We start from the raw sequence: 20,560 nt of genomic DNA on the forward strand, positions 1-20,560 counted from the left end.
TGATGCCAGGAACTTATTACGAGCACGGGATTCGGATGAAGGAGAATGTGGTATTGCAAGGTGCTGGAGCAGATAAGTGTATCATTGATGGTGGAAATATTTACTATGGTTGGCCTGATAATTTTGTTATTTATTGTGACTCAATAACCAATGGGAAAATAGATGGTTTTACTATAAAATATTCTAAAGGAGGAGGTATCGGTTGTTTAGAATCTTTTCCAATCATTACGAATAACAAAATTATTAATTGTTTGAGTAGAGGCATATTATGCCTTTTCCGTTATCCTCTGATACAACATCCTACCATAAATGGTAACACAATTACTGGAAACGGGCTAGGATTATATTATATGTTGGACGGATTAGAATATTTAACAGTTGATACGTTGGATGCCAGTAATAATTGGTGGGGCACGACCGTAGAATCGGAAATTCAGACAGGAATTCGAGAGCTTGAAGGACCCTATATGTATTATTATGTACATTACTCCCCCTGGTTAACAGAACCAATCGATTCATTGCCGCAGTTAGAGGAAGGCCTCCATTGGAATAACATTTATGATAATAAAGAATTAAACCTTTGTATTGCTGATGTTCGATTGTCTATTGATGAAAAACGACAAATATCTGTTCCCGGGCAAATCTATCTTTATCAAAACTATCCTAATCCGTTTAATTTAGCTACTGTAATTCATTATCAATTATCCAACAAAACATCTATTCATACTACTTTAAAAATATATAATTTGATTGGAAAGGAGGTGAGAACATTAGTTAATAACATCCAATCTGCTGGAGAATACCAGGCAGTTTGGGATGGAAAGGATAAATATGGAAACATGGTAACCAGCGGAATTTATTTTTACAAATTGATCTCTGGTTCATTGTCTCGAACTAAAAAACTTATTTTAACAAAATGATGTGGCTGGCGCCAAAGAAACTTTTGCACAATTTCGACAAAGTTATCCTTGATGATCCCTCACCAAACAGATAGCGATTATTTTGCGAAATTATCAGCCATCTGATTTTGGCTTGCCGAGAAACAAGCCAGCAAATAAGAAATTCACTGTAGAAGTTCCTCAAAATTTTGCCCTGCTCCAGAACTACCCCATCCCTTCAACCCTGAAACCGAAATCACCTATCAAATTCCTCAAAGATCCAATATCGAACTGACGGTTTTCAATCTGCAGGGACAAAAAATCAGAACTTTGTTCAGCGGGCAGCAATCCACAGGAACGCACCGCGTGAAATGGAATGGAGTAGATGAAAAAGGCAATGCAGTCGCCAGCGGAGTTTATTTGTGTCAACTGCGCGCGGGCAAGTTTGTCGCAACGAAAAAGATGTTGTTGCTGCGTTAATGCAAACTTCTGCTCCCTAAAAAAAAGCCGCATTTCTCTAAACTATGCGGCTTTTTTTGCGGAACGCATCAGTTTCCCATTCGTTCAATGATTACTTTTTTATCAAATAACATTACGGAACTATTATTTTGGACATTCGCGCATTTGAACAAATTTTGCGGGACGCAGTTTTCAAAAAAGCTGATCCGTGGGCAAAGCTCATTCTGCTGTCGCAGGAAAGAGATCTTTTCGAAAAGATAAAAAAACAAACGCTGGAGCACGAAAATATTCTTTTGCTCAAAGCCCGACTGCAGGACGAGATCACAGGCATCCCTTCGCTGGACAACTCTCCGGCGGATTTCCGCCAGGCAAATACTTTCTATTGGATTCTTCGCTTTTTTTCCGATTTACAATTATCGGCAAAGGAACTCGGTATCGAAAAGCTGATTCACCGACTCAAACTCAATCAGACGGAAAGCGGACAATTCATTTTAAATTACAACAAACAAAAACGCCAATCCATCGAACTTGTCTGCATGACGGCGCATCTCACCGATTGCCTCATCGGGTTGGGCGAGAAAAATTCCCGGACCGTAACTGCCGGAGTTCGTTATTTGTTTTCCACGCAACGCCCCGACGGAAGCTGGCATTGCGACAGCAATAGGTTCCCCGGCGAAAAAAACGAGTATCATTCCGGTTGTCCTGCGGCGACTCTTTTCGCGCTCAGGGCACTCAGCCATTTTCCGGAACATTCTCGTCTGCAAATTAAAAAAGCTACTCACTTTGCGAAAAAATCACTGGAAAATATCAAGTTCGATTGTCCCTGGGCAGGCTCGGAAAAAGCGCATTTTGAAAAATTGCGTTATCCGCCCCCCTTTTCCGGACTGGATATTTTGAACGTCATCGACACGCTTTCTTTGGTGGCAAAAGTTGAACGGGCGCCCTTGCTCATTCATTTGGTTGAAAAGATTTCTCACCATTTGAGTCCGGCGGGGCTGCTAATTTCTGACAAACGCATTCCCGCGTGGCGTCAGTTTGACTTTGCGCACAATAAGCGCGAATCATCCTGGTTGACGGCGCTTCTTGCCCGGGCGCTGAATCGAATAGTTTGAGCAAATATTTTAATGGGCGAAACGACAAGGAATCTTTTTTCCCGTTCAAGAATCCAAACTATTAAATTACAAATTCATTTTCGGGATAATTCCGAACATTCCAAATCACTTTTTTACTTACTATTTTTAAGGAGCAAAATGATGAAGAAGCAAAAAATCGTCGTTATCGCAACAGTTATTCTTGCCCTGATCGCGTCGGCATTCGCAACCAGCAATTTATTCGCCCAGAAAAAATTCGAAGGGTATTGGGAAAACGAAACGATCACCAAAACTTCGACAAAGTTCACCGGCACAAAAACAAAAATCGAGCATGAGAAAATTTATTACAAAGCCGGAAAAATGAAACAGGTCAATCTAACGGACAATACGATTTCAATCATACGGTTGGATAAAGGCTTATCGTGGACGCTCAATCCGAAAGAAAAAACGTACATCGAAATCCGTTTTGAGGATGTGCAAAGAAATATGAAAGCCCTCCGCGGTGAAATGGCTCAAAAAATGAATCAGCTCAGCGCTGAAGAGAAAGAACAGATGAAAAAAATGATGGGCGATAAATTCAATGCCATGTTTGGCGAACAGACGATGCCTACTGTTTCCTTCAAAGTAACCGGGAAGAAAAAGACGATTAGCGGCTACAACTGCAAACAAGTGATACTCTCACTTAACAATGAGCCGATGATGGAAATGTGGCTCACAAATAAGTACAGCTTTGGCAATGACTTCCTGAAAATGTATGAGAAAACAGGCCTCATCAAAGGTAAAATTCCCAATTCAAAGGAATTACAAGGGTTCCCGATTTACACCAAAGTTGACATGAATTTGGGCATCGGCAAATCAGTGAGTGAGACAACCATAAAAAAAATTGTGCCGCAAAGAATTTCCGACAAAGAATTTGAACTGCCCGCCGGCTATACCAAGCAAGAAAGTCCAATGCCATTTTAACAAAATCTAAATCAGAGAAAGGCGCCCTATCAAAATAGTGCGCCTTTTTTTATTTCAAAAAAAATCAGCAATTTTCCGCGGCTAACAAAATCGCGCCAACAGTGCCCGCTTTGTTCCCCATTTCAGCGCGTTTAATGATGAGCTTTGCGGTGATCGCCTTTACAGAAAATTCTTTGATTTTCTTTTGCGTTAACCCAATCAGATCGAATTCCGTTTCGGAAATTCCTCCGCCGATGACGACAATTTCCGGATCGATCACATTGGCAATGCTGGCGATTCCCGCCGCTAAATAATCTATTGTCTGGTAAATTGCTTCTAACGCCAACGGATGATTTTCCAGTCCCAATTTGAAAATCATTCTCGGATTTATTTCAGGAAAATTTTGTTCCTCTCGGTGCATCTCCAGGACCTTTTTAAAATTTTTCACCAGTCCCGTCGCCGAAGCGTATTGCTCAAAACAGCCGTGATTTCCGCAGTTGCACAACCGGCCGCCATAATTGATAATAAAGTGTCCGACTTCTGCGCCGGAAAAATGCGAGCCGCGCCACATTTTTCCGCCAAATAATATCCCGCCGCCGATTCCGGTTCCCAACGTGAGACAGAGAATATTTTGAAAGCCTTTTGCCGCGCCAAGCCGCGCCTCGGCGAGCGCCATAATATTCGCATCATTATCAGCGACAACCGGCAAGGAAAATCTTTTTTCCAGCGTGGCTTTGATGGGAGCGTCCGCCCAATTCACAATATTGGGTGTGCCGCCGATAAGCCGCCCTTCTTCAAAATCAATGCTTCCCGGACTGCCCACACCGATCCCACTGATCTTTTCTCCAATTTTTTCTGCCGCGACGATCATTTCTTCCACCGCCGCGGCCATCGTATCAAAAACAGACTCTCTTGATACATCGGCATGGGACGGACGAAACTTATCAACGAGCAGATTCCCGGTTTCATCTCCCAGCGCATACTTTAGATTCGTGCCTCCCAAATCAAGCCCAACATACAAACTCATTTCTTCGCTCCCATTTTGACAGAATATTTTCCGCATTATTGAATCATTTTTTTCTACGTTTCCTTAATCGAATTTTAGCAGTTGATTCTTCAGTGCAAAAATATCATCCGTCGCTGTCAAACTACGCACTGAACAGCTCAAAGCGGTGAACATTTTTTTTAAAATTCTGTATCTTTTCATGTTTGCCTCAGTGGGCAGACAACGCCTGTCTTCCCGCAATTTGACAAATGGCCGGACAACTTCCGACAAAGGAATCGAATCCGCAAAAGTTTTTCGATAAACCCACGCTGCATGTAACGCCGCGCCCAGAGCGGCGCCTTCTCCCTCCACAGGAACAGTCTCCGCTTCGAAAATATCGGCGATAGTCTGGCGCCAAACTTCAGATTGCGACAATCCGCCCGTCAAGCGAATTTCGCGCGGTTTCACCGGCAAACGTCGAAAGCCGTCGTACAAATTCAAAATATGGCCTTCGACAATCGCTCTGCTCAAATATTTGACGGTGAAATCTTCGAGCCGAAAACCGAAATAAATTGGCGCCGCTAATGGCACATCCGGCGTTCGCTCGCCGCCAAACCAGGGAATCAACATTTTGCCTTCATTGCCAACAGGTGTTTGTTTGACAATTTCATTGAAATCAGCGTGGTCGAGATGGTATTGTTTCAAAATCGCGTTGTAGCCGTTCGCCAGATTTGAAACGCAGAGCAAAGGCAAATAATTGCCCGTGCTGTCGCAAAAAGCGCCGATGTCTCCGTCCGGATCGACGTAAGGTTTTTCCAGAAATGTGTAAGCAGTGCCGCTGGTTCCCAGACTAATGGTCACAATTCCCGGAGCCACGTTGCCGCTGCCCACGGCGCCGTACATGTTGTCGCCGCTTCCGGCGTCCACCAGACAGTCAGTGGAAAAGCCAAATTTTTCCGCGAGCTGTGGTGAAATTTTTCCAATGAACTCGTCGGCAGGCTTCACTTCAGGCAGTTTCTCTTCGACATCCGGCGCGATAGCCGCCATTACTTTTTTTGACCAGCGCTGTTTTGCCGGATGCCAGAGCGCTGTGCCGGAAGTATCGCCGGGCTCCATGACGCGCGCGCCGTTATTTTTTCCGCCGGTCAGATACCAATTAATAAAATTGTGCACCAGAAACAGCGTGGCAGTTTTCGCGTAATTCTCGGGCTCGTGACGAACCAGATGAAAAATTTTAGCCGCGGTGTAGCCTGTTCGCTGGGAATTACCGACTTCCGCGATCATGTTGGAAATTCCTCCCACAGCTTCAGTGAGCAAATCGCATTCTTCCTGAGTCGAAAAATCATTCCACAACTTGCTTCTCTCGCGGGACAGATTTCCTTCTTCGTCAAGGCAAACTAATCCGTGCTGCTGCCCGGAAACGGAAATCGCCTTAATTTGAGAAATAGGCACATTTGATTTCGCCAGCCGTTCAAAAATCATATTCAACGCCTCAATCCACATCAGCGGGTCAGATTCGGAAACGGTTTCGCCCAAATTTTTGATCACGCCGTTTTCCGTGCCGTACTGCGGTAAATCGCGATCATAATTCGCCAGATCCGTATAGACAACTTCATTTTTTTCGGTGTTGATAATGACAATTTTGAAACTCTGCGTCGAACAGTCCAATCCGGCAAACAAGCTCATCTGTTTCTCCTTTCAATTTTCCATTGCCAGATATAAAAATCGAATTGAAACTCATAGTATTACAAATCATTTCTTTGCTTTTGATGTAAAAGAATTTAACACCGCAAAGAAAATAAATAATTTAATTTAGGGGTATTGAATAATTTTTTGATCACTTTTTTTAAAAACAGAAAACGCAATTGATAATTTTTGGTCTCTCGCTCTTCGAGAACTTCGAGAACTTTGCGACTCTGCGGTGATTTTTTTGTAGCTTGCTGCACTGCATTATGAATCTGCAATATCTCAAATTTTTCCGATTAATGCAAGAAATAATTTTTTCATCGGGGATTTTTTCAAATTCATTTTTCTTAAGGAGAGAAAAAGCAGTCGCTGGTTACAAAAACAGTGCATTGGCAACAAAGACGCTGCGAAAAAAATGAGAAAAGCTGTTTTTCATTTTCTTGCTTTTACATGCCAAACTTGAACGTCTGGCGAAATGTCTGATTGCCCACTGAGGGATCGCAGGGGGGGAAATTTCTCCAACGACGAATTTTCGCCAGCAGACAATTTTCCAGGCGCGAATTATTAAAAGACGAGGAAATGAGTTCTGCAGCGACAACTGCGCCCCGCGGGTCGACCGTAAAGCGCGCTAAAACCTTACCGCGCAAAGAAGGCGTTTGCCTGAGCTCTCTTTTGTAGCAATCCTGAAGCGAGCGCAAATGAGATCGAATTGTCGCCACAACCGATTTTGCATCGCGCCTGAGTTTCGCGTTGCTCAAGCTATTCACGCTTGCCATGGAACTCGAGGGCACTTTTTCGTAACGGATATTACGAGCCACAACTTCCGCTTTTGCTTTTTGCAACGGCGCCATATTGCGAATCAAAGCGTCAACTTCAGCGTCTGCGCCTTTTCGCTTCCCTTTGAGAGCTGCTTTGTAATTAGTTCCCGCTGAGCGCAGGGCTAACTTCTGTTGATAAATTCCATTACCGTAATAAGGTTTTTTGATGCGATCCAATTTGGAAAGCACTGTTTGCAATTCATCAGAATTCTTATTGGCATACTCAAGCAGATCCTGAACATATTCCTGATCCACAGCGCGACTTGTGGACGAAATTAGTCCCAGCAGACCAACTTTCTCCACGTTTCGGATGATTTTGCTGCGCGCCAGGTTCCGACGATCGGCTGAGGATTGTCGCATGTCAACCATCTGCTCGCGAGATAAACCGGGGGCATTGGTTGCCGCCGACGACTCGGCGAATGGCAAATTTTCTGGTGAGAATTTGTTGAGATAATCCGTGACGCCAGCGGGAAAAACATTCATATACGCGGAAAGGTCTGAAATGGCTTGAACATCTTTCTCATAATTTGAAGAAACCGCACTCGAATTCATGGCGCCGACTGCGGCAGATTTATTGTTCAACAAAAGTTGAGCATATTGTTTCTGAATTTTGGAAATTGTTTTCTCATTGACTTCCGTTGAAGTGAATTTCTCCAACAACAGAATTGTTGAGACGTTCAAAATGAAAGAAAGCAGCAGAATAGCAGCAAATACTCTATCAACATTATGAAAGAAGCCTTTTTTAAATTCACGGGGGAATTTCTCAATATAAAAACTAATACTCGTGCTACCCGAACTCGATGAACCAGTAGCTAAATGCAGAATATCTTGCTCGTGCGTTTCTGGCGCTGATTGCTTTTTAACGTCGCTCACTATTTTCTCCCGTAGCGATGAATAATGGTTCTGTCCTTTTTAAAACTCACAATTTTTGCAACAATTTCGACTGCTTGAAGATAGCAATTTTCCGATAAAAAAGTCAAGCCTAAAGCTATATTTTTTCACTTCAAAATGGACATAAATTTACCATCTGATTGATTTTTAGTCAATTGAATTACAATTTTTTCTTTGACCCAAACCTGCCATTTTGAAAATAATAAAAAAATCACAATTTACAAAAGCTAACTTTTTTAAAATCAATACATCATATCTCAATGAAACAAAAAAAACAATTTCACATTTTCCTCATTGAACAATGGCAATATGCAACAAAAATTATACCATGTTATTTTTAATCATTTTTCATTGGATTAGGGAAGGAATTCAATAAAATTTTCCTTGCATTTTTTAATAAAAACCCTATCTTATAGCGAGACAATTTTACATAAAAATTTTAACCTGATGGAGGTTCAAATGAATATTGGTATCCCCAAAGAGATACTGGCTGAAGAGCATCGAATTTCTTTGACCAGTCAGGGTGTTTATTCGCTGGTGAAAGAAGGACACAATGTTTTTATCGAGCATGGGGCTGGTGAAGTAAGTAGATTTTCGGACGAGAATTTTCAAAAAATGGGCGGACAAATTGTTTTTTCTCCCGAAGAGATTTATAAACGAAGCGATTTGATTGTCAAAGTGATGCCCCTGACTGTAGAAGAAACGAAATTGCTTGGTAGCGATCAGATGATTTTTTCTTTTCTCCAATTGCGGTTTCAAAGCAAGGAAGCTTTGGAAAATTTAATTGAAAAAAATGTCAGCGCTGTCGGTACTGAACTCATTGAATTCGGTCCGAAATATCGCCCACTTTTGGTTGCGATGAGCGAAATTGCCGGTAACATGCTGCCGCAAATCGCCGGACGATTTTTGCAATCCAACAACGGAGGCCGCGGCATTGCCATCGGAGGCTTTCCCGGCATTCCGCCCGCAACAGCCGTCATCCTTGGCGCGGGGACATTGGGCTTCAATGCGGCGAAATATTTTCTGGCTCTCGGCGCGCAGGTGATTGTCCTCGACGATGATTTGATTCGACTGCGTTACATTGAAGAACATTTACGCGGAAACATCATCACCTCGGTCGCTAACCATTACTCACTAGAACGCGCGCTTAAATTTGCCGATGTGTTCGTTGGCGCGATTTACCAAGCGAATAAAAGAACTCCGATTGTGATTACTGAAGAATTATTGAAAGAAATGAAAAAACGAGCGCTGATCATTGACGCTTCCATCGATCAAGGCGGCTGTGTTGAAACAAGTCGGCCCACGACGCATTCCGATCCTGTATTTGTTAAACATGATATTTTGCACTATTGCGTTCCTAATATTCCGTCGGCTACGGCAAGGACTTCCTCGCGCGCGATGAATAATATTGTTTTGCCAATTGTCCAATCGATCGCCCGCATCGGCGTGGTTGAAACCTGCCGCCAGAACAATGCCCTGCAAACAGGGACCTATATCTTTAACGGCAAATGCGTCAATCGAGGATTAGCTAACATTTTTGATCTGCCTTATGAGAAATTTGAATGTAAATAATAATTGAGGAAAGTGAGACAACCATGAAAATAATAGAGTCATACAGAAACAAGCTATGTTCCCCCGAAGAAGCAGTTTCAATCATAGAGAGCGGTTCGCGTATTTATATTTCCGGCAATGCCGCAACCCCATTTCCGTTAGTAGAGGCATTAGCCAAAAGAAAAGACGAATTAGTAGATGTCGATGCAGTGCATGTACTTCTTCTGGGCAATGATCCCCTGTCCGCTCCGGGGATGGAAGGCCATTTTCGCCACAAATCGCTGTTCGTCGGTCCTGCCGATAGAAAAGCTGTCAATGAAGGAAAAGCCGATTATTTTCCGATTTTTCTGTACCAGATCCCTTCACTGTTTGATCCCAACAGCGGCACGTTGCCGCTGGATATGGCAATTATTCAGACATCGCCGCCTGACGAACACGGATTTTTATCTTTCGGTGTAGAAGATCTGGCGACAAAAGCGGCGGCGGAGCGCGCGAAAAAACTGATAGTTCAGGTAAATGACAAAATGCCGCGTACGCTGGGCGATTGTTTCATTCATATTTCCCGCGCCGATAAAATCGTCGAACACTCATCTGATTTGCCCGAGTTGCAGATTAATGCCCCAAGTGAAGTGGAAAAGAAGATCGGCGAATATATTGCGGACCTCGTGGAAGACGGCTCAACTTTACAGTTGGGAATCGGCGGCATCCCCGACGCGGCGTTGCGTGCGATGGACAACAAAAAAGACCTGGGAATTCACACGGAGATGGTCTCTGACGGCGTCATGGAAGCGATTGAAAAAGGCATGATTACCGGAGCAAAAAAGAAACTCCACACTGGCAAGGTTGTTGCGACATTTCTGCTCGGCACAAAAAAATTGTACGAATTTACTCACAACAATCCGCTTTTTGAAATGCATCCGGTGGAATATACCAACGATCCGTTCATTATCGGCCAGAACAATGACATGGTCGCGATCAACTCAGCGATTGAAGTAGATTTGACCGGGCAAGTTTGTTCTGACTCCATCGGCTACAGAATTTACTCAGGTTTTGGCGGACAGGTCGATTTTATTCGCGGCGCGGCGCGTTCTCAAGGCGGTAAACCGATCATCGCGTTGCCGTCCACGACAAGAAACGGGAAAGTGAGCAAAATCGTTCCTCATTTGAAAGAAGGCGCCGGCGTGGTCACTTCTCGCGGCGATGTGCATTATGTGGTCACTGAATACGGCGTCGCCTACTTGCACGGAAAAAGTCTGCGGCGGCGCGCAGAGGCGCTCATCAAAATTGCGCACCCGGATTTCCGTGATGAATTGACGCATTTTGCCAAAGAACATCATTTAATTTAGCCTGAAAAGTACGAATAGCTTCAAATGTCAAAAATTTTGTTTGTGTGCGTGCAAACGACAAAAGCGAAGCGATTGCTGATGAGAAATTAGAAAATTCGATGAGATAGACTTAAGGAGAAAATTATGACGAAGCTGACAATTGATGATCTGAATTTGCAGGGGAAACGAGTTTTAGTGAGAGTTGATTTTAACGTGCCCTTAAATGAAAATCTGCAAATAACTGATAATACAAGAATTAAAGCGGCACTGCCGACAATCGGAAAAATTGTCGAATCCGGGGGCAAAGCAATTCTGATGTCCCATTTGGGCCGCCCCGGGGGAAAAGTAATCGAAAATATGCGCATGGCTCCGGTGGCTGATGAATTATCCCGACTGCTGGGCAAAGATGTAAAATATGCGCGCGATTGCATCGGCAAAGAAGTGGAAAAAGCAGTTTCGGAAATGAACGACGGCGATGTGCTGCTGTTGGAAAACCTGCGTTTCCACAAAGAAGAGACGAAAAACGATCCCGAGTTTGCCAAACAATTGGCGCGTCTGGGAGATGTTTACATAAATGACGCCTTTGGCACCGCCCATCGCGCTCACGCCTCGACAGAAGGAGTAACAAAATTCTTTAGTCAATGCGCCGCCGGTTATCTCATTGAAAAAGAATTAAAATATCTGGGCAGCGCTATTGAATCGCCGCAACGGCCGCTGATTGCCATTTTGGGCGGCGCAAAAATTTCCGGCAAAATAGACGTCATCGACAATTTGCTTGAAAAGGTGGATGCACTGTTGATTGGCGGCGGAATGAGCTATACTTTTTTGAAAGCGCAAAACATTTCCATCGGCAACTCGCTGCTGGAGGAAGATAAAATTGCTCTGGCAAAAGCCGTATTGGAAAAAGCAGCCCAAAAAGGCGTGACGCTCCAACTGCCCTTTGACCATGTGATTGCCGATGAAATCTCTGAAAAGGCACAGGTAAAAACTACCAACGACACCTCTATTCCCGACGGTTGGGCTGGCGTGGACATCGGGCCCAAAACCATTGCCCAATACGAAAAAATCCTCTCCGACGCCAAAACTGTCGTTTGGAACGGCCCCATGGGCGTGTTTGAAATTGACGCTTTTGCCAGAGGGACAATGCGCATTGCCGAGATACTGGCTGAAATTACCAAAAAAGGCGCCATCACCGTCATTGGCGGCGGTGACTCGGCTTCAGCCTTGAAAAAGGCGGGCAAAACAGATCAAGTTACGCACGTTTCGACTGGCGGCGGCGCGTCGCTGGAATTTTTAGCCGGCATCAAACTCCCCGGCATTGAGGCGCTGAGCGATAAATGAATGATTTGATTCAGTGAAAAACCCGGCAATCTGATCCTGTCGGGCACATTATTTTTTTTCAGCATTTATTAAATTTGCGGATCAATTTTAGGGGGGAAGATTTCAAGAAATTTTTTAATGATATTGTTCATTGCAATAGTCAGCGCCGACAAAAATGATTTTTGGCAGAACCAGACCAGGCGCTATTTTTCAGCGATGCACAAATTAATTTCAACGAGGAAACTGCACACATCTGTCATCGTCCGCGGCGATGAGCCTGACGCACGATCTCAGGGCTGCAACTATCAGGACCGGCGAAAATGCAAAATCGATCGAATAACGTGCAACGATTTTCGAGATTTTACATCGATTTTCATGAAAAGCTTTTCAACGTACACGTGAAATGCATGCGTCTGTTGTCGGCGGCCGTTTCGTTTCAAAAACTTAACAGAATTGACGTTTCAGCAAGACTTTCACAACGCAAACCGATTTTGCACGAAGCTCTTTTTCAAAACATCGACGAAGGCGCCATTGATCAATTATTTGATCTCGTGTTTCCCGTCTTTCGTGAATTCGCTTATTGGAGAAAAGAAGAGCTGCTGCGACTGCGCGAATTGAATGATCGACGTCGCTTTTCGCTGAAAAAATTCATCATCGCTTTGCTCAGTAATGACGCCGCAACATTTTCGTCATTCAGCAAGGATTATGATATCTCTGTTCAATTCACCAAAATTTTCACCGAGTTGGTCAGCGCTCCGTTTTTCGAGCTCAGCGCAGAAACTTTCTCGCATCGTATCGAGCAAAGCCATTGGAACGAAGCAATTTGCCCGGTCTGCGGCAGCCAGCCCGCTTTTTCCGAAATTGACGAACAGCGAGAAATTCGCACGCTGTGGTGCCGACGCTGTAATACAACGTGGCACTACTCAGTCGACAAATGTCCGTTTTGTTTGAACGACGACCCCCAAAAGCAGAAATTGCTTTTTTTAAGCGACCGCAAGCCGTACCGCGTGGAAGCGTGCGATCAGTGCGGCCAGTATCTAAAAACAGTGAATCATTCCTTTTTGACAAATAAAATTGATTTCAGCGTGACCAATATCGCCACCTATTATCTCGACATTTTAGCGAAACATTTAGGCTATGAATTGAACGACTATTTATCTTTTTATTTTGAATTGAGCAACCATGACAACTCGTCATGACAAACTATTTGCTACATTTTTTTGATCTATTAACAATGATTGTATCTGGGAATTAATGCGTCAGCATTTTAAACCTAAATTAGCGACCGAATTCAACATTTAAAGCCGGACGGCTCAAATCCGACAATGCACCAAACAATGAAAACCACAATTTTTCACAATGCCAACACCCAACAGTATAATTACATTAATTACTGATTTCGGAGATCGCGACGGATTCGTGGGAACGATGAAGGGCGTCATTCTCGGAATCCATCCGGCAATGCAAATTATCGACATTACTCATCAAATACCGCCGCAGGACGTCGAAGCCGCCGCTTTTGTTTTGCAAAACAGTTATCGTTTTTTCCCGGCAGGAGCAATCCATCTTGCCGTTGTCGATCCCGGCGTGGGGACACAGCGGAGAATCATCATCGCAGAGACAGAACGCTATTTTTTTGTCGCACCGGACAACGCTCTTCTCAAATACATTTTTCACGAAGATCATATTAAGCGCGTCGTGGAAGCGACCAATCGGGATTTTTTTCGCAGAGAGATCAGTCGCACATTTCATGGCAGAGATATTTTTGCCCCGCTCTCAGCGCATCTGGCTCTGGGAATTTCCCTTGATAAATTTGGCAATGAAATCCACGATTACGCCCGCGGCGAAATCAAATTGCCGGTAATCGAGGACAAGAAAATCAGAGGACAAATTATTTACATCGACCATTTCGGAAATTTAATCACCAATATTCCAACGAGCTCTTTGAAAATAAGTCGATTTTTTTCTATTTCTGTGGGAACTCTGACCATCAAAAAATTGTCAAACTCTTACGCAGAAGTTGAAAAAGACGAACCTGTCGCTCTGTTTGGCAGTTCCGCTTATCTGGAAATCGGAATCAGAAACGGCAATGCCAGTGAAAAACTGCATATTCAGCGAGACGAAGAAGTGATTGTTACGATGATTTGATCGCGCAATTTGCCCCGGAAAGACAAAGGAATTTTTATGAGCAACGATAATTACGAGTACACATATCCCGACTATTCGCAGCCCACGCAAAAAAAATCTTTGCTTCAGAAAGTCGAAGGAAAACGCATTCAAATCAATATTTTGCTTTTTTTATTGACTATTCTGACCACCTATTACGTCAACAGTCTATCATACTCTCTCTCGATTATTTCAATTTTATTGGCCCATGAGATGGGCCACTATTTAATGTGCCGAAAGTATCGCATCGACGTCACTCTCCCCTATTTTATTCCCGTGCCGCTGGAACCGTTTGGCACCATGGGCGCGTTCATCAGAATGAAATCGCCCATTCCGAGTCGAAAAGCGCTGTTTGATGTCGGCGCTGCGGGACCGATTGCAGGATTAATTGTGACAATTCCAGTGCTCATCATCGGGTTGAAGCTATCTACTTTCGTGCCCCAAATCCAATCTCAGGGCGCGCATATCTACCTTGGCGAATCACTTTTGTTTTCCAAACTTGCAAAAATCATTTTAGGCCCGGAGCCCAAAGGTTTCGATACCATGCTTCATCCCATGGCCTACGCTGGCTGGGCCGGACTTTTTGTCACGGCGCTCAATTTGCTCCCCATCGGCCAACTTGACGGTGGGCATGTGCTTTATGCGCTTTTCGGACGAAAAAGTCAAACCATTTACAAATTTGCGTTAGGCGCTTTCATTGTCCTGTGCGCTCTCTGGTACCAGGGATGGATTCTGCTGGTTTTGCTTTTGATCTGGTTCGGCTTTCGCCATCCGAATCCCATTGACGATTTCCATCAAATCGACGGAAAACGCCGCATCGTTGGTTATTTTCTCTTTGTAATTTTTCTGATCTCTTTCGTTCCGGTGCCTTTCCACATTAATTGATTTGGCAGGCGAAAAACAAATTGCAGAAAATATCGTTTATTTTGAAAATAAAGACTGAAACAAACAATGGAAAATTTTCCATCTGAAACACCAGATAAACAGCGGGCGAAAACAGCTCTTTTCCTGAAAAAATTTTTCACGCTCAGGCGGGTCATTCTGATTGGCATTGTCCTGATCATTCTGATCGTGGAATATTCTGCAGACTTTGTCGAAATTTTCATCGGCAACGCGCTGGAGCTCACGAATTCATTCAGACCCAAATCCGGGGCCATTTGGGAACTGAGTCAAAAAGATCAAATCGCCAGCGACCAGCTTCAGCAGATAGCGAAAAATGTCAAAGCGCCCAGGGTCGAAGTAAACGAAATCAAAGACCTTCTCCAGTTGCGACAGCAATTGGACAAAACTAAATCGGTCATGCTTTCGGCTTCTAAATTTAAGGAACTTTACAGCCAAATTCCCCCGCGCTACTCTTATGACATCATCGCGCCATTTGATTTATTGCGCCTCTCTCACAGCCGAAAATGGGCCTGGACAAAGATTACCAAAGATGAAAATAATCTGGCATTTTACTTCCTGGACGGGGACAAACAGTTGCTGATGGATACCTACCCTCCGCTCATTGTGCTTTACAATTTGCCAAATTCGGAAACAAAGCAGCCGACTTCTCTTGATTCCATGAAATTTTTTCAGAACAGGACATTTTCACCCGAGCAATTTTTCGCCGCTTTCGACGATCTTCCCAACGCCGTCAAATTGCAGCTCATCAATAATCCTTATCAGCTCATTCAATGGGATAGTTCGATAAAAAAAGTCGGCATTTCACGGTATTCCATCGACCATTCCGTCCTGCTTGGTTTTGAAATCCTGCAAGGAATTTACACGGAAATTTACACTTTTGAAGCCAGTGAGTTGGCGGCCAACTATCTGATCGCCCATTTGAATGAACTTTATCCCGAGTTAAATTTAACCTTTCCGGAACGACAATATCGTGAGCATGAATATGATAAATTTGAATAAAAGAAAAATTATTGTGGCGTCAACGGGAATAGTTGTTTTAATTCTACTTGTCATTTTTCTGTTGATCGCGTTTTCTTTGCCGAGACTACCGGAAAATTTGCACAACATGGCATTGAGCACGCCAACTGAAATTTACGCCGACAACGGAGAACTCATTCTTTCTTTGACCAATCGACAGCCTGTTCCTCTTTCGCAAATTTCGCCTTATTTCGTCAAAGCAATTCTTTCCATGGAAGACACGGATTTTTTCAAACATCACGGTTGGAACAAAAAGGGACTTTTGCGCGCCATTTTTCTGCATCTGAAGACTTTGCGACGCCAAGGCGGCGGTAGCAGTATCACGCAGCAATTGGCAAAAAATATGTTTTTCACATTTGACCGCAGTTGGAGCCGAAAATTCAAAGAATTGCTCATTGCCTGTCAAATCGAAACGCGCTACAGCAAAGACGAAATATTAGAAGCCTATTGCAACCAGATTGATTTTGGCTCCAATTCTTTCGGCGTGGAACAGGCATCGCAAACTTATTTTGCCAAGCACGCCGACGAACTAAATTTAGCGGAAGCCGCTTTTTTGGCAAATCTCACTCGCTGGCCCACACGCTACAATCCGTATTTGAATTTTGATATTGCCAAAGAGCGCCAAAAAATCGTTCTTTCTCGCATGGCAAAAGTCGGTTTTATTACGCAGGAACAGAGAGAACAGGCGCTTGCTGCGCCGATCGAATTGAAGCGATTGAATCTGCTGTACGGCAAGGCGAGCTATTTTCTCGACCACGTAAAAAATCAAGTGGAAAAACTCTACAACCCGGAAATCCTTTCCTACGGCGGCTTGAAAATTTTCACTACTATTGACACGAGGCTGCAAAATTTTGCCCAGAAAGCTGTGGAAGATGAATTAGTGAAGTTGGATAAACGACTCGGTTTTCACGAATACGAACTGGCGACGACCGAGGAGAAAAAAAATTACCTTCAAGCGGCGCTGGTAGCAATCGATCCGCGCAACGGAAAATTGAAAGCGATGGTCGGCGGCAGAGATTGGAGCGTGAGCCAATTCAACCGCGCTATTAGCAACAACCGCCAACCGGGTTCTGCGTTCAAACCATTTGTTTATCTTGCCGCCATCGACATTGGCAAATACAATCCGGCAAGCGTGGTATTGGATTCTGCGGTGACTTTCACTTTCGGAAAACAAAAATGGTCCCCTCCCAATTACGATCACAGATACCGCGGCCCGATTACCCTGAAAACAGCGCTCACCAATTCCGTAAACGTCATTGCAGCGAAACTCATCGCGGACATTAAACCGGAAACAGTGGTCCGTTACGCCCGGCTAATGGGCATTGAAAGTCCGCTGCCGCCGCTGCTTTCTTTGGCGCTGGGCGCTTCCGGGGTTTCGCCGCTGGAACTCTGTCGGGCGTACTGTCCGTTCGCCAACGGAGGAATCAATCGCGAGCCTTTGATGATTAAATACATTGAAAACCCGCAAGGCGCAATTTTGAATGAATTCAATAATCAGAGCCGGCAAGTTATTGACGCTCAGACGATTTATCTCGTGCTTGATATGTTGAGTTCAGTCATCGAAAACGGAACCGGAAAAAATGTTCGGCGACTGGGATTCAACAGACCCTGCGCCGGAAAAACGGGCACTACCGACAACGGCAGAGACGCCTGGTTTGTCGGTTTCACGCCGCAATTGGTCACTGCGGTCTGGGTCGGATTTGATGACTTCAGACCCATCAAGGACAAAAATGGCAGAGAGCTCACTGGCGCCAGCGCGGCGATTCCGCTCTGGGTAAATTTCATGAAACAAGCGCACGCCGGAGAAAGGTATCGCACTTTTCCCATTCCCGAAGGCATCATTTTTGCGTATGTCGATCCCAGCACCGGCGAGATTGTGCCGCAAACTTTCCCCGGCGCGCAGCAGGTCGCCTTGAAGGCAGGGACGCGTCTGCCAATCAAAGATCTGAGTGCCAGAGAGAGCGCACCGGACACAATCGCCGTCACTCCGGATTCATTGGCGCGTCTCCGTAACAATGATGCAGTAAATTTTTAATGTGAACCGCGCTGAACAGTGAAATTCAAGGAAACGCCATGACAGAAAAACAATTTCGCATCGTGGGAATCGGGGAAATTCTGTGGGACATTTACGGCGAGCAAAAATTCTTGGGCGGCGCGCCGGCAAATTTTGCCATTCACTGCGCACAATTGGGAGACATTGGAATTGTCCTCAGTCGCGTCGGGAAAGATCAATTGGGCGAAGATATCAAACAAGCGCTTTCCCGGCGAAATATCGACGCCAGCTTTGTCCAGATTGACGCTGACAAACCGACAGGGACTGTGGAAGTCGAGTTGGACGAAAAAGGAAAGCCCCGCTTCAATTGCCACACCGATGTAGCGTTTGATTATCTTCAAGCCACGTCGGAGAGCAAAAATCTGCTGCAAAGCGCCGACGCAATTCTCTTTGGCACGCTGGCGCAACGAAATTCCTCCTCACGCGAGGCGATACAGACGCTGGTGAAATCGGCAAAAAATACGCTGAAAATTTATGACATCAATTTGCGCGGCTGGAACGACGAAATCAAAAAAACCGCTCTTCGTTCGCTTCAAATTGCTGATATTGTCAAATTAAACGACGACGAAGTTGCCATTTTGAAAAGCAATCTCGCACCGAAAAGAAGCGATGTTGACTTTTTGAAAGAACTTGTTCACAAATACAATTTGAAACTTGCGGCCCTGACTTTAGGCGAACGCGGTTGCATTTTGACTGACGGCGTCGCATTAGCACGGGAAAACGGCATCAAAGTCACTGTGAAAGACACTACCGGCTGCGGTGATGCTTTTGCCGCGTCGCTGGTTCACTATTTTCTGCGAAATGCGTCGCTATCCGAGATCGCGCGTCAGAGCAATCTGGTGGGCGCATTCGTGGCTCAGTTTAAAGGCGCCACGCCAATTTACACAATGTCCGACGTGGAAAATTTCACGCTGAAAATTAACGGACAAAGCTGACGAAGTTTTTTATTTTTAGCAAATATTTTTTACAACAAAATTAATCGTTAAAAGAATTCATCTTTCCATTATCAAGGAGAACAAAATGGGAAAAAGCAACTGGAAACAACCCCCTCAAAATTGGAAAGCTCGCACTCGCGCTGCTCACATTGGTTATGATCCATTTTTGAGTATGGGCGCGGTGCGCCCGCCAATATTTTCAGTTTCAACATTTTCCGCAGAAACATCGAAAAAATTAGAGCACATGTTTCGACGCGCTTACGGATTTGATGCGCCAATGGCTCCGGAGGACGAGTGGCCCATTTACACCCGAGTCTCAAACCCCAATTTCATCATGCTCTGCGACCGGCTGCAATGCCTGGAATTGGGCGCCCCAAATGCGCAGGCAATTTACTTCCCCAGCGGATTGTCGGCAATTTTTACCGCCGCACTGACAGTCTGCAATCCCGGCGACACATTGATTTTTGGCTACCCGGTGTACGGAGGCACAGATCACATGTTTCGACACGTTCTGCCGCAAAAATTGGGATTGAATGTCGTCCCGGTTGACGCCACAGACCTGAATAAAGTAGAAGATGCGCTGAAAAAATATGGAAAAAAAACAAGCATGGTCTTCATCGAAACGCCGGCGAACCCAAGTCTGGCGATGGTGGACATTCAGGAGATCGCTGATCTCACTCATAATTTTTCAGACGGGATATTAGGAGTGGACAACACTTTCATGTCGCCGATTCTCCAACATCCTTTCCGACAAGGAGCGGACGTAGTCATCTACTCCGGCACAAAATCGCTTGGCGGACATTCCGATCTGATCGCCGGTTTTGTCGTTGATCGCGAGGAAAAAAGAGCGCGAAAAATTCAATCCATGAGAAGTGCAACTGGTCCCACGCCGTCTGCTTTCGACGCCTGGCTGCTGTATAGATCGCTTGACACGTTGGAAGTTCGAGTTCTGGGAGCTCAGGAAAATGCAAAAAAAGTGGCTAAATTTCTCAACAATCACCCCAAAGTTGACAGAATCATTTATCCTGATTTTTATGACAAAAATAGCCCTGAATACAAAATTTACCAGAAACAATGCGAAGGTCCCGGATCGATGATCACTTTCGACCCCAAGGGCGGAAAAGACGAAGCTTACAAAATTCTTGATAATTTGAGAATTTTCGGGCTGGCAGTTTCTCTGGGCGGCGTGGAATCTCTGGCAGAATCACCCTGGTTTCACACGCACCTGGATGTCTCTGACGAAGATAAACGAAAATCAAACTTTTTCCCGCAAACAATACGCCTGTCAATCGGGCTTGAAGATGCCGACGATCTGTGCGATGATCTGGATCAGGCTTTGAGTAAAATATAATCATTGCTTGCAAGCAGAACAAAGAGAAAAAGCCTCTGCATTGATTTTTTTTCGTCGCTTGCAGAGGCATTTTTTTGCAACGAAGCACCCAGTCTTTGAAAAAGTTGCTTAATTGAGATAAAGAGAAGATCCTCGTTGCCGTGAAAATTCTTCATTTGTAAGCGGGTTTCAAGTTTGCCAGAAAATAAC

Annotated in this window: 17 protein-coding genes; 14 read left to right on the forward strand and 3 right to left on the reverse strand. The window is 44.6% G+C overall.

What is annotated here, in order from left to right; translation table 11 throughout:
- The first annotated feature begins 35 nt into the window (after positions 1-35).
- From GXO74_03165 to GXO74_03180, 4 genes are all read left to right on the forward strand, one after another.
- A complete protein-coding gene (locus GXO74_03165; GenBank protein ID NOZ60659.1) occupies positions 36-920 on the forward strand; it encodes a T9SS type A sorting domain-containing protein in 885 nt (294 codons plus the stop codon).
- 141 nt (positions 921-1,061) lie between these two features.
- Positions 1,062-1,358, forward strand: coding sequence for a T9SS type A sorting domain-containing protein (locus GXO74_03170; protein ID NOZ60660.1), 297 nt, complete (start codon positions 1,062-1,064; stop codon positions 1,356-1,358).
- Between the two features lie 128 nt (positions 1,359-1,486).
- Entirely contained in the window at positions 1,487-2,449 is a 963-nt protein-coding gene (locus tag GXO74_03175) for a hypothetical protein (protein ID NOZ60661.1), read from the forward strand.
- Between the two features lie 138 nt (positions 2,450-2,587).
- Entirely contained in the window at positions 2,588-3,391 is an 804-nt protein-coding gene (locus tag GXO74_03180) for a DUF4412 domain-containing protein (protein ID NOZ60662.1), read from the forward strand.
- A 64-nt stretch (positions 3,392-3,455) separates the two neighbouring features.
- Here the strand turns inward: GXO74_03180 and GXO74_03185 are convergent, their stop codons facing one another.
- The 3 genes from GXO74_03185 to GXO74_03195 all read right to left on the reverse strand — a co-directional run bounded on the left by GXO74_03185 (position 3,456) and on the right by GXO74_03195 (position 7,732).
- A complete protein-coding gene (locus tag GXO74_03185) occupies positions 3,456-4,397 on the reverse strand; it encodes an ROK family protein (GenBank protein ID NOZ60663.1) in 942 nt (313 codons plus the stop codon).
- A 63-nt stretch (positions 4,398-4,460) separates the two neighbouring features.
- Positions 4,461-6,041 (reverse strand): hypothetical protein, encoded by a 1,581-nt coding sequence (locus GXO74_03190; protein ID NOZ60664.1) that lies wholly within the window; start codon positions 6,039-6,041, stop codon positions 4,461-4,463.
- Positions 6,042-6,487: 446 nt separating this feature from the next.
- Complete coding sequence (locus GXO74_03195) at positions 6,488-7,732, reverse strand: TonB family protein (protein ID NOZ60665.1); 1,245 nt, start codon at positions 7,730-7,732, stop codon at positions 6,488-6,490.
- Positions 7,733-8,209: 477 nt separating this feature from the next.
- On the opposite strand from GXO74_03195, the gene GXO74_03200 reads away from it, so the two are divergent.
- From GXO74_03200 to GXO74_03245, 10 genes are all read left to right on the forward strand, one after another.
- Positions 8,210-9,322, forward strand: coding sequence for an alanine dehydrogenase (locus GXO74_03200; protein NOZ60666.1), 1,113 nt, complete (start codon positions 8,210-8,212; stop codon positions 9,320-9,322).
- 23 nt (positions 9,323-9,345) lie between these two features.
- A complete protein-coding gene (locus GXO74_03205; GenBank protein NOZ60667.1) occupies positions 9,346-10,647 on the forward strand; it encodes an acetyl-CoA hydrolase/transferase family protein in 1,302 nt (433 codons plus the stop codon).
- Between the two features lie 123 nt (positions 10,648-10,770).
- Positions 10,771-11,967: a phosphoglycerate kinase gene (locus tag GXO74_03210; GenBank protein NOZ60668.1), complete on the forward strand. Its 1,197-nt coding sequence runs from the start codon at positions 10,771-10,773 to the stop codon at positions 11,965-11,967.
- A gap of 299 nt (positions 11,968-12,266) precedes the next feature.
- Entirely contained in the window at positions 12,267-13,145 is an 879-nt protein-coding gene (locus tag GXO74_03215; GenBank protein ID NOZ60669.1) for a formate dehydrogenase accessory protein FdhE, read from the forward strand.
- Positions 13,146-13,365: 220 nt separating this feature from the next.
- The gene (locus tag GXO74_03220; GenBank protein ID NOZ60670.1) at positions 13,366-14,094 is read left to right on the forward strand and encodes an SAM-dependent chlorinase/fluorinase; all 729 of its coding nucleotides are present in this window, start codon (positions 13,366-13,368) and stop codon (positions 14,092-14,094) included.
- 36 nt (positions 14,095-14,130) lie between these two features.
- Positions 14,131-14,997 (forward strand): site-2 protease family protein, encoded by an 867-nt coding sequence (locus GXO74_03225; GenBank protein ID NOZ60671.1) that lies wholly within the window; start codon positions 14,131-14,133, stop codon positions 14,995-14,997.
- Positions 14,998-15,063: 66 nt separating this feature from the next.
- On the forward strand, positions 15,064-16,014 hold the full coding sequence (locus GXO74_03230) for a hypothetical protein (protein NOZ60672.1): 951 nt from the start codon (positions 15,064-15,066) through the stop codon (positions 16,012-16,014).
- The gene (locus GXO74_03235) at positions 15,998-18,067 is read left to right on the forward strand and encodes a PBP1A family penicillin-binding protein (protein NOZ60673.1); all 2,070 of its coding nucleotides are present in this window, start codon (positions 15,998-16,000) and stop codon (positions 18,065-18,067) included. The genes GXO74_03230 and GXO74_03235 overlap by 17 nt, the downstream gene beginning before the upstream one ends.
- Before the next feature lie 38 nt (positions 18,068-18,105).
- Positions 18,106-19,020: a carbohydrate kinase gene (locus tag GXO74_03240; GenBank protein NOZ60674.1), complete on the forward strand. Its 915-nt coding sequence runs from the start codon at positions 18,106-18,108 to the stop codon at positions 19,018-19,020.
- A gap of 85 nt (positions 19,021-19,105) precedes the next feature.
- Positions 19,106-20,371, forward strand: a complete 1,266-nt coding sequence (locus GXO74_03245; GenBank protein ID NOZ60675.1) for a PLP-dependent transferase — start codon at positions 19,106-19,108, stop codon at positions 20,369-20,371.
- Positions 20,372-20,560: the final 189 nt, after the last annotated feature.

This window comes from Calditrichota bacterium, from assembly GCA_013152715.1.
Lineage (GTDB): Bacteria > Zhuqueibacterota > Zhuqueibacteria > Thermofontimicrobiales > Thermofontimicrobiaceae > 4484-87.

Bases quoted from the DNA above. Each gene is read 5' to 3' on its own strand.
- GXO74_03245 (NOZ60675.1), top strand. From the start codon at position 19,106: ATGGGAAAAAGCAACTGGAAACAACCCCCTCAAAATTGGAAAGCTCGC.
- GXO74_03215 (NOZ60669.1), top strand. From the start codon at position 12,267: ATGCAAAATCGATCGAATAACGTGCAACGATTTTCGAGATTTTACATC.
- GXO74_03210 (NOZ60668.1), top strand. From the start codon at position 10,771: ATGACGAAGCTGACAATTGATGATCTGAATTTGCAGGGGAAACGAGTT.
- GXO74_03225 (NOZ60671.1), top strand. From the start codon at position 14,131: ATGAGCAACGATAATTACGAGTACACATATCCCGACTATTCGCAGCCC.
- GXO74_03190 (NOZ60664.1), bottom strand. From the start codon at position 6,041: ATGAGCTTGTTTGCCGGATTGGACTGTTCGACGCAGAGTTTCAAAATT.
- GXO74_03205 (NOZ60667.1), top strand. From the start codon at position 9,346: ATGAAAATAATAGAGTCATACAGAAACAAGCTATGTTCCCCCGAAGAA.
- GXO74_03240 (NOZ60674.1), top strand. From the start codon at position 18,106: ATGACAGAAAAACAATTTCGCATCGTGGGAATCGGGGAAATTCTGTGG.
- GXO74_03230 (NOZ60672.1), top strand. From the start codon at position 15,064: ATGGAAAATTTTCCATCTGAAACACCAGATAAACAGCGGGCGAAAACA.
- GXO74_03235 (NOZ60673.1), top strand. From the start codon at position 15,998: ATGATAAATTTGAATAAAAGAAAAATTATTGTGGCGTCAACGGGAATA.
- GXO74_03165 (NOZ60659.1), top strand. From the start codon at position 36: ATGAAGGAGAATGTGGTATTGCAAGGTGCTGGAGCAGATAAGTGTATC.
- GXO74_03200 (NOZ60666.1), top strand. From the start codon at position 8,210: ATGAATATTGGTATCCCCAAAGAGATACTGGCTGAAGAGCATCGAATT.
- GXO74_03180 (NOZ60662.1), top strand. From the start codon at position 2,588: ATGATGAAGAAGCAAAAAATCGTCGTTATCGCAACAGTTATTCTTGCC.
- GXO74_03185 (NOZ60663.1), bottom strand. From the start codon at position 4,397: ATGAGTTTGTATGTTGGGCTTGATTTGGGAGGCACGAATCTAAAGTAT.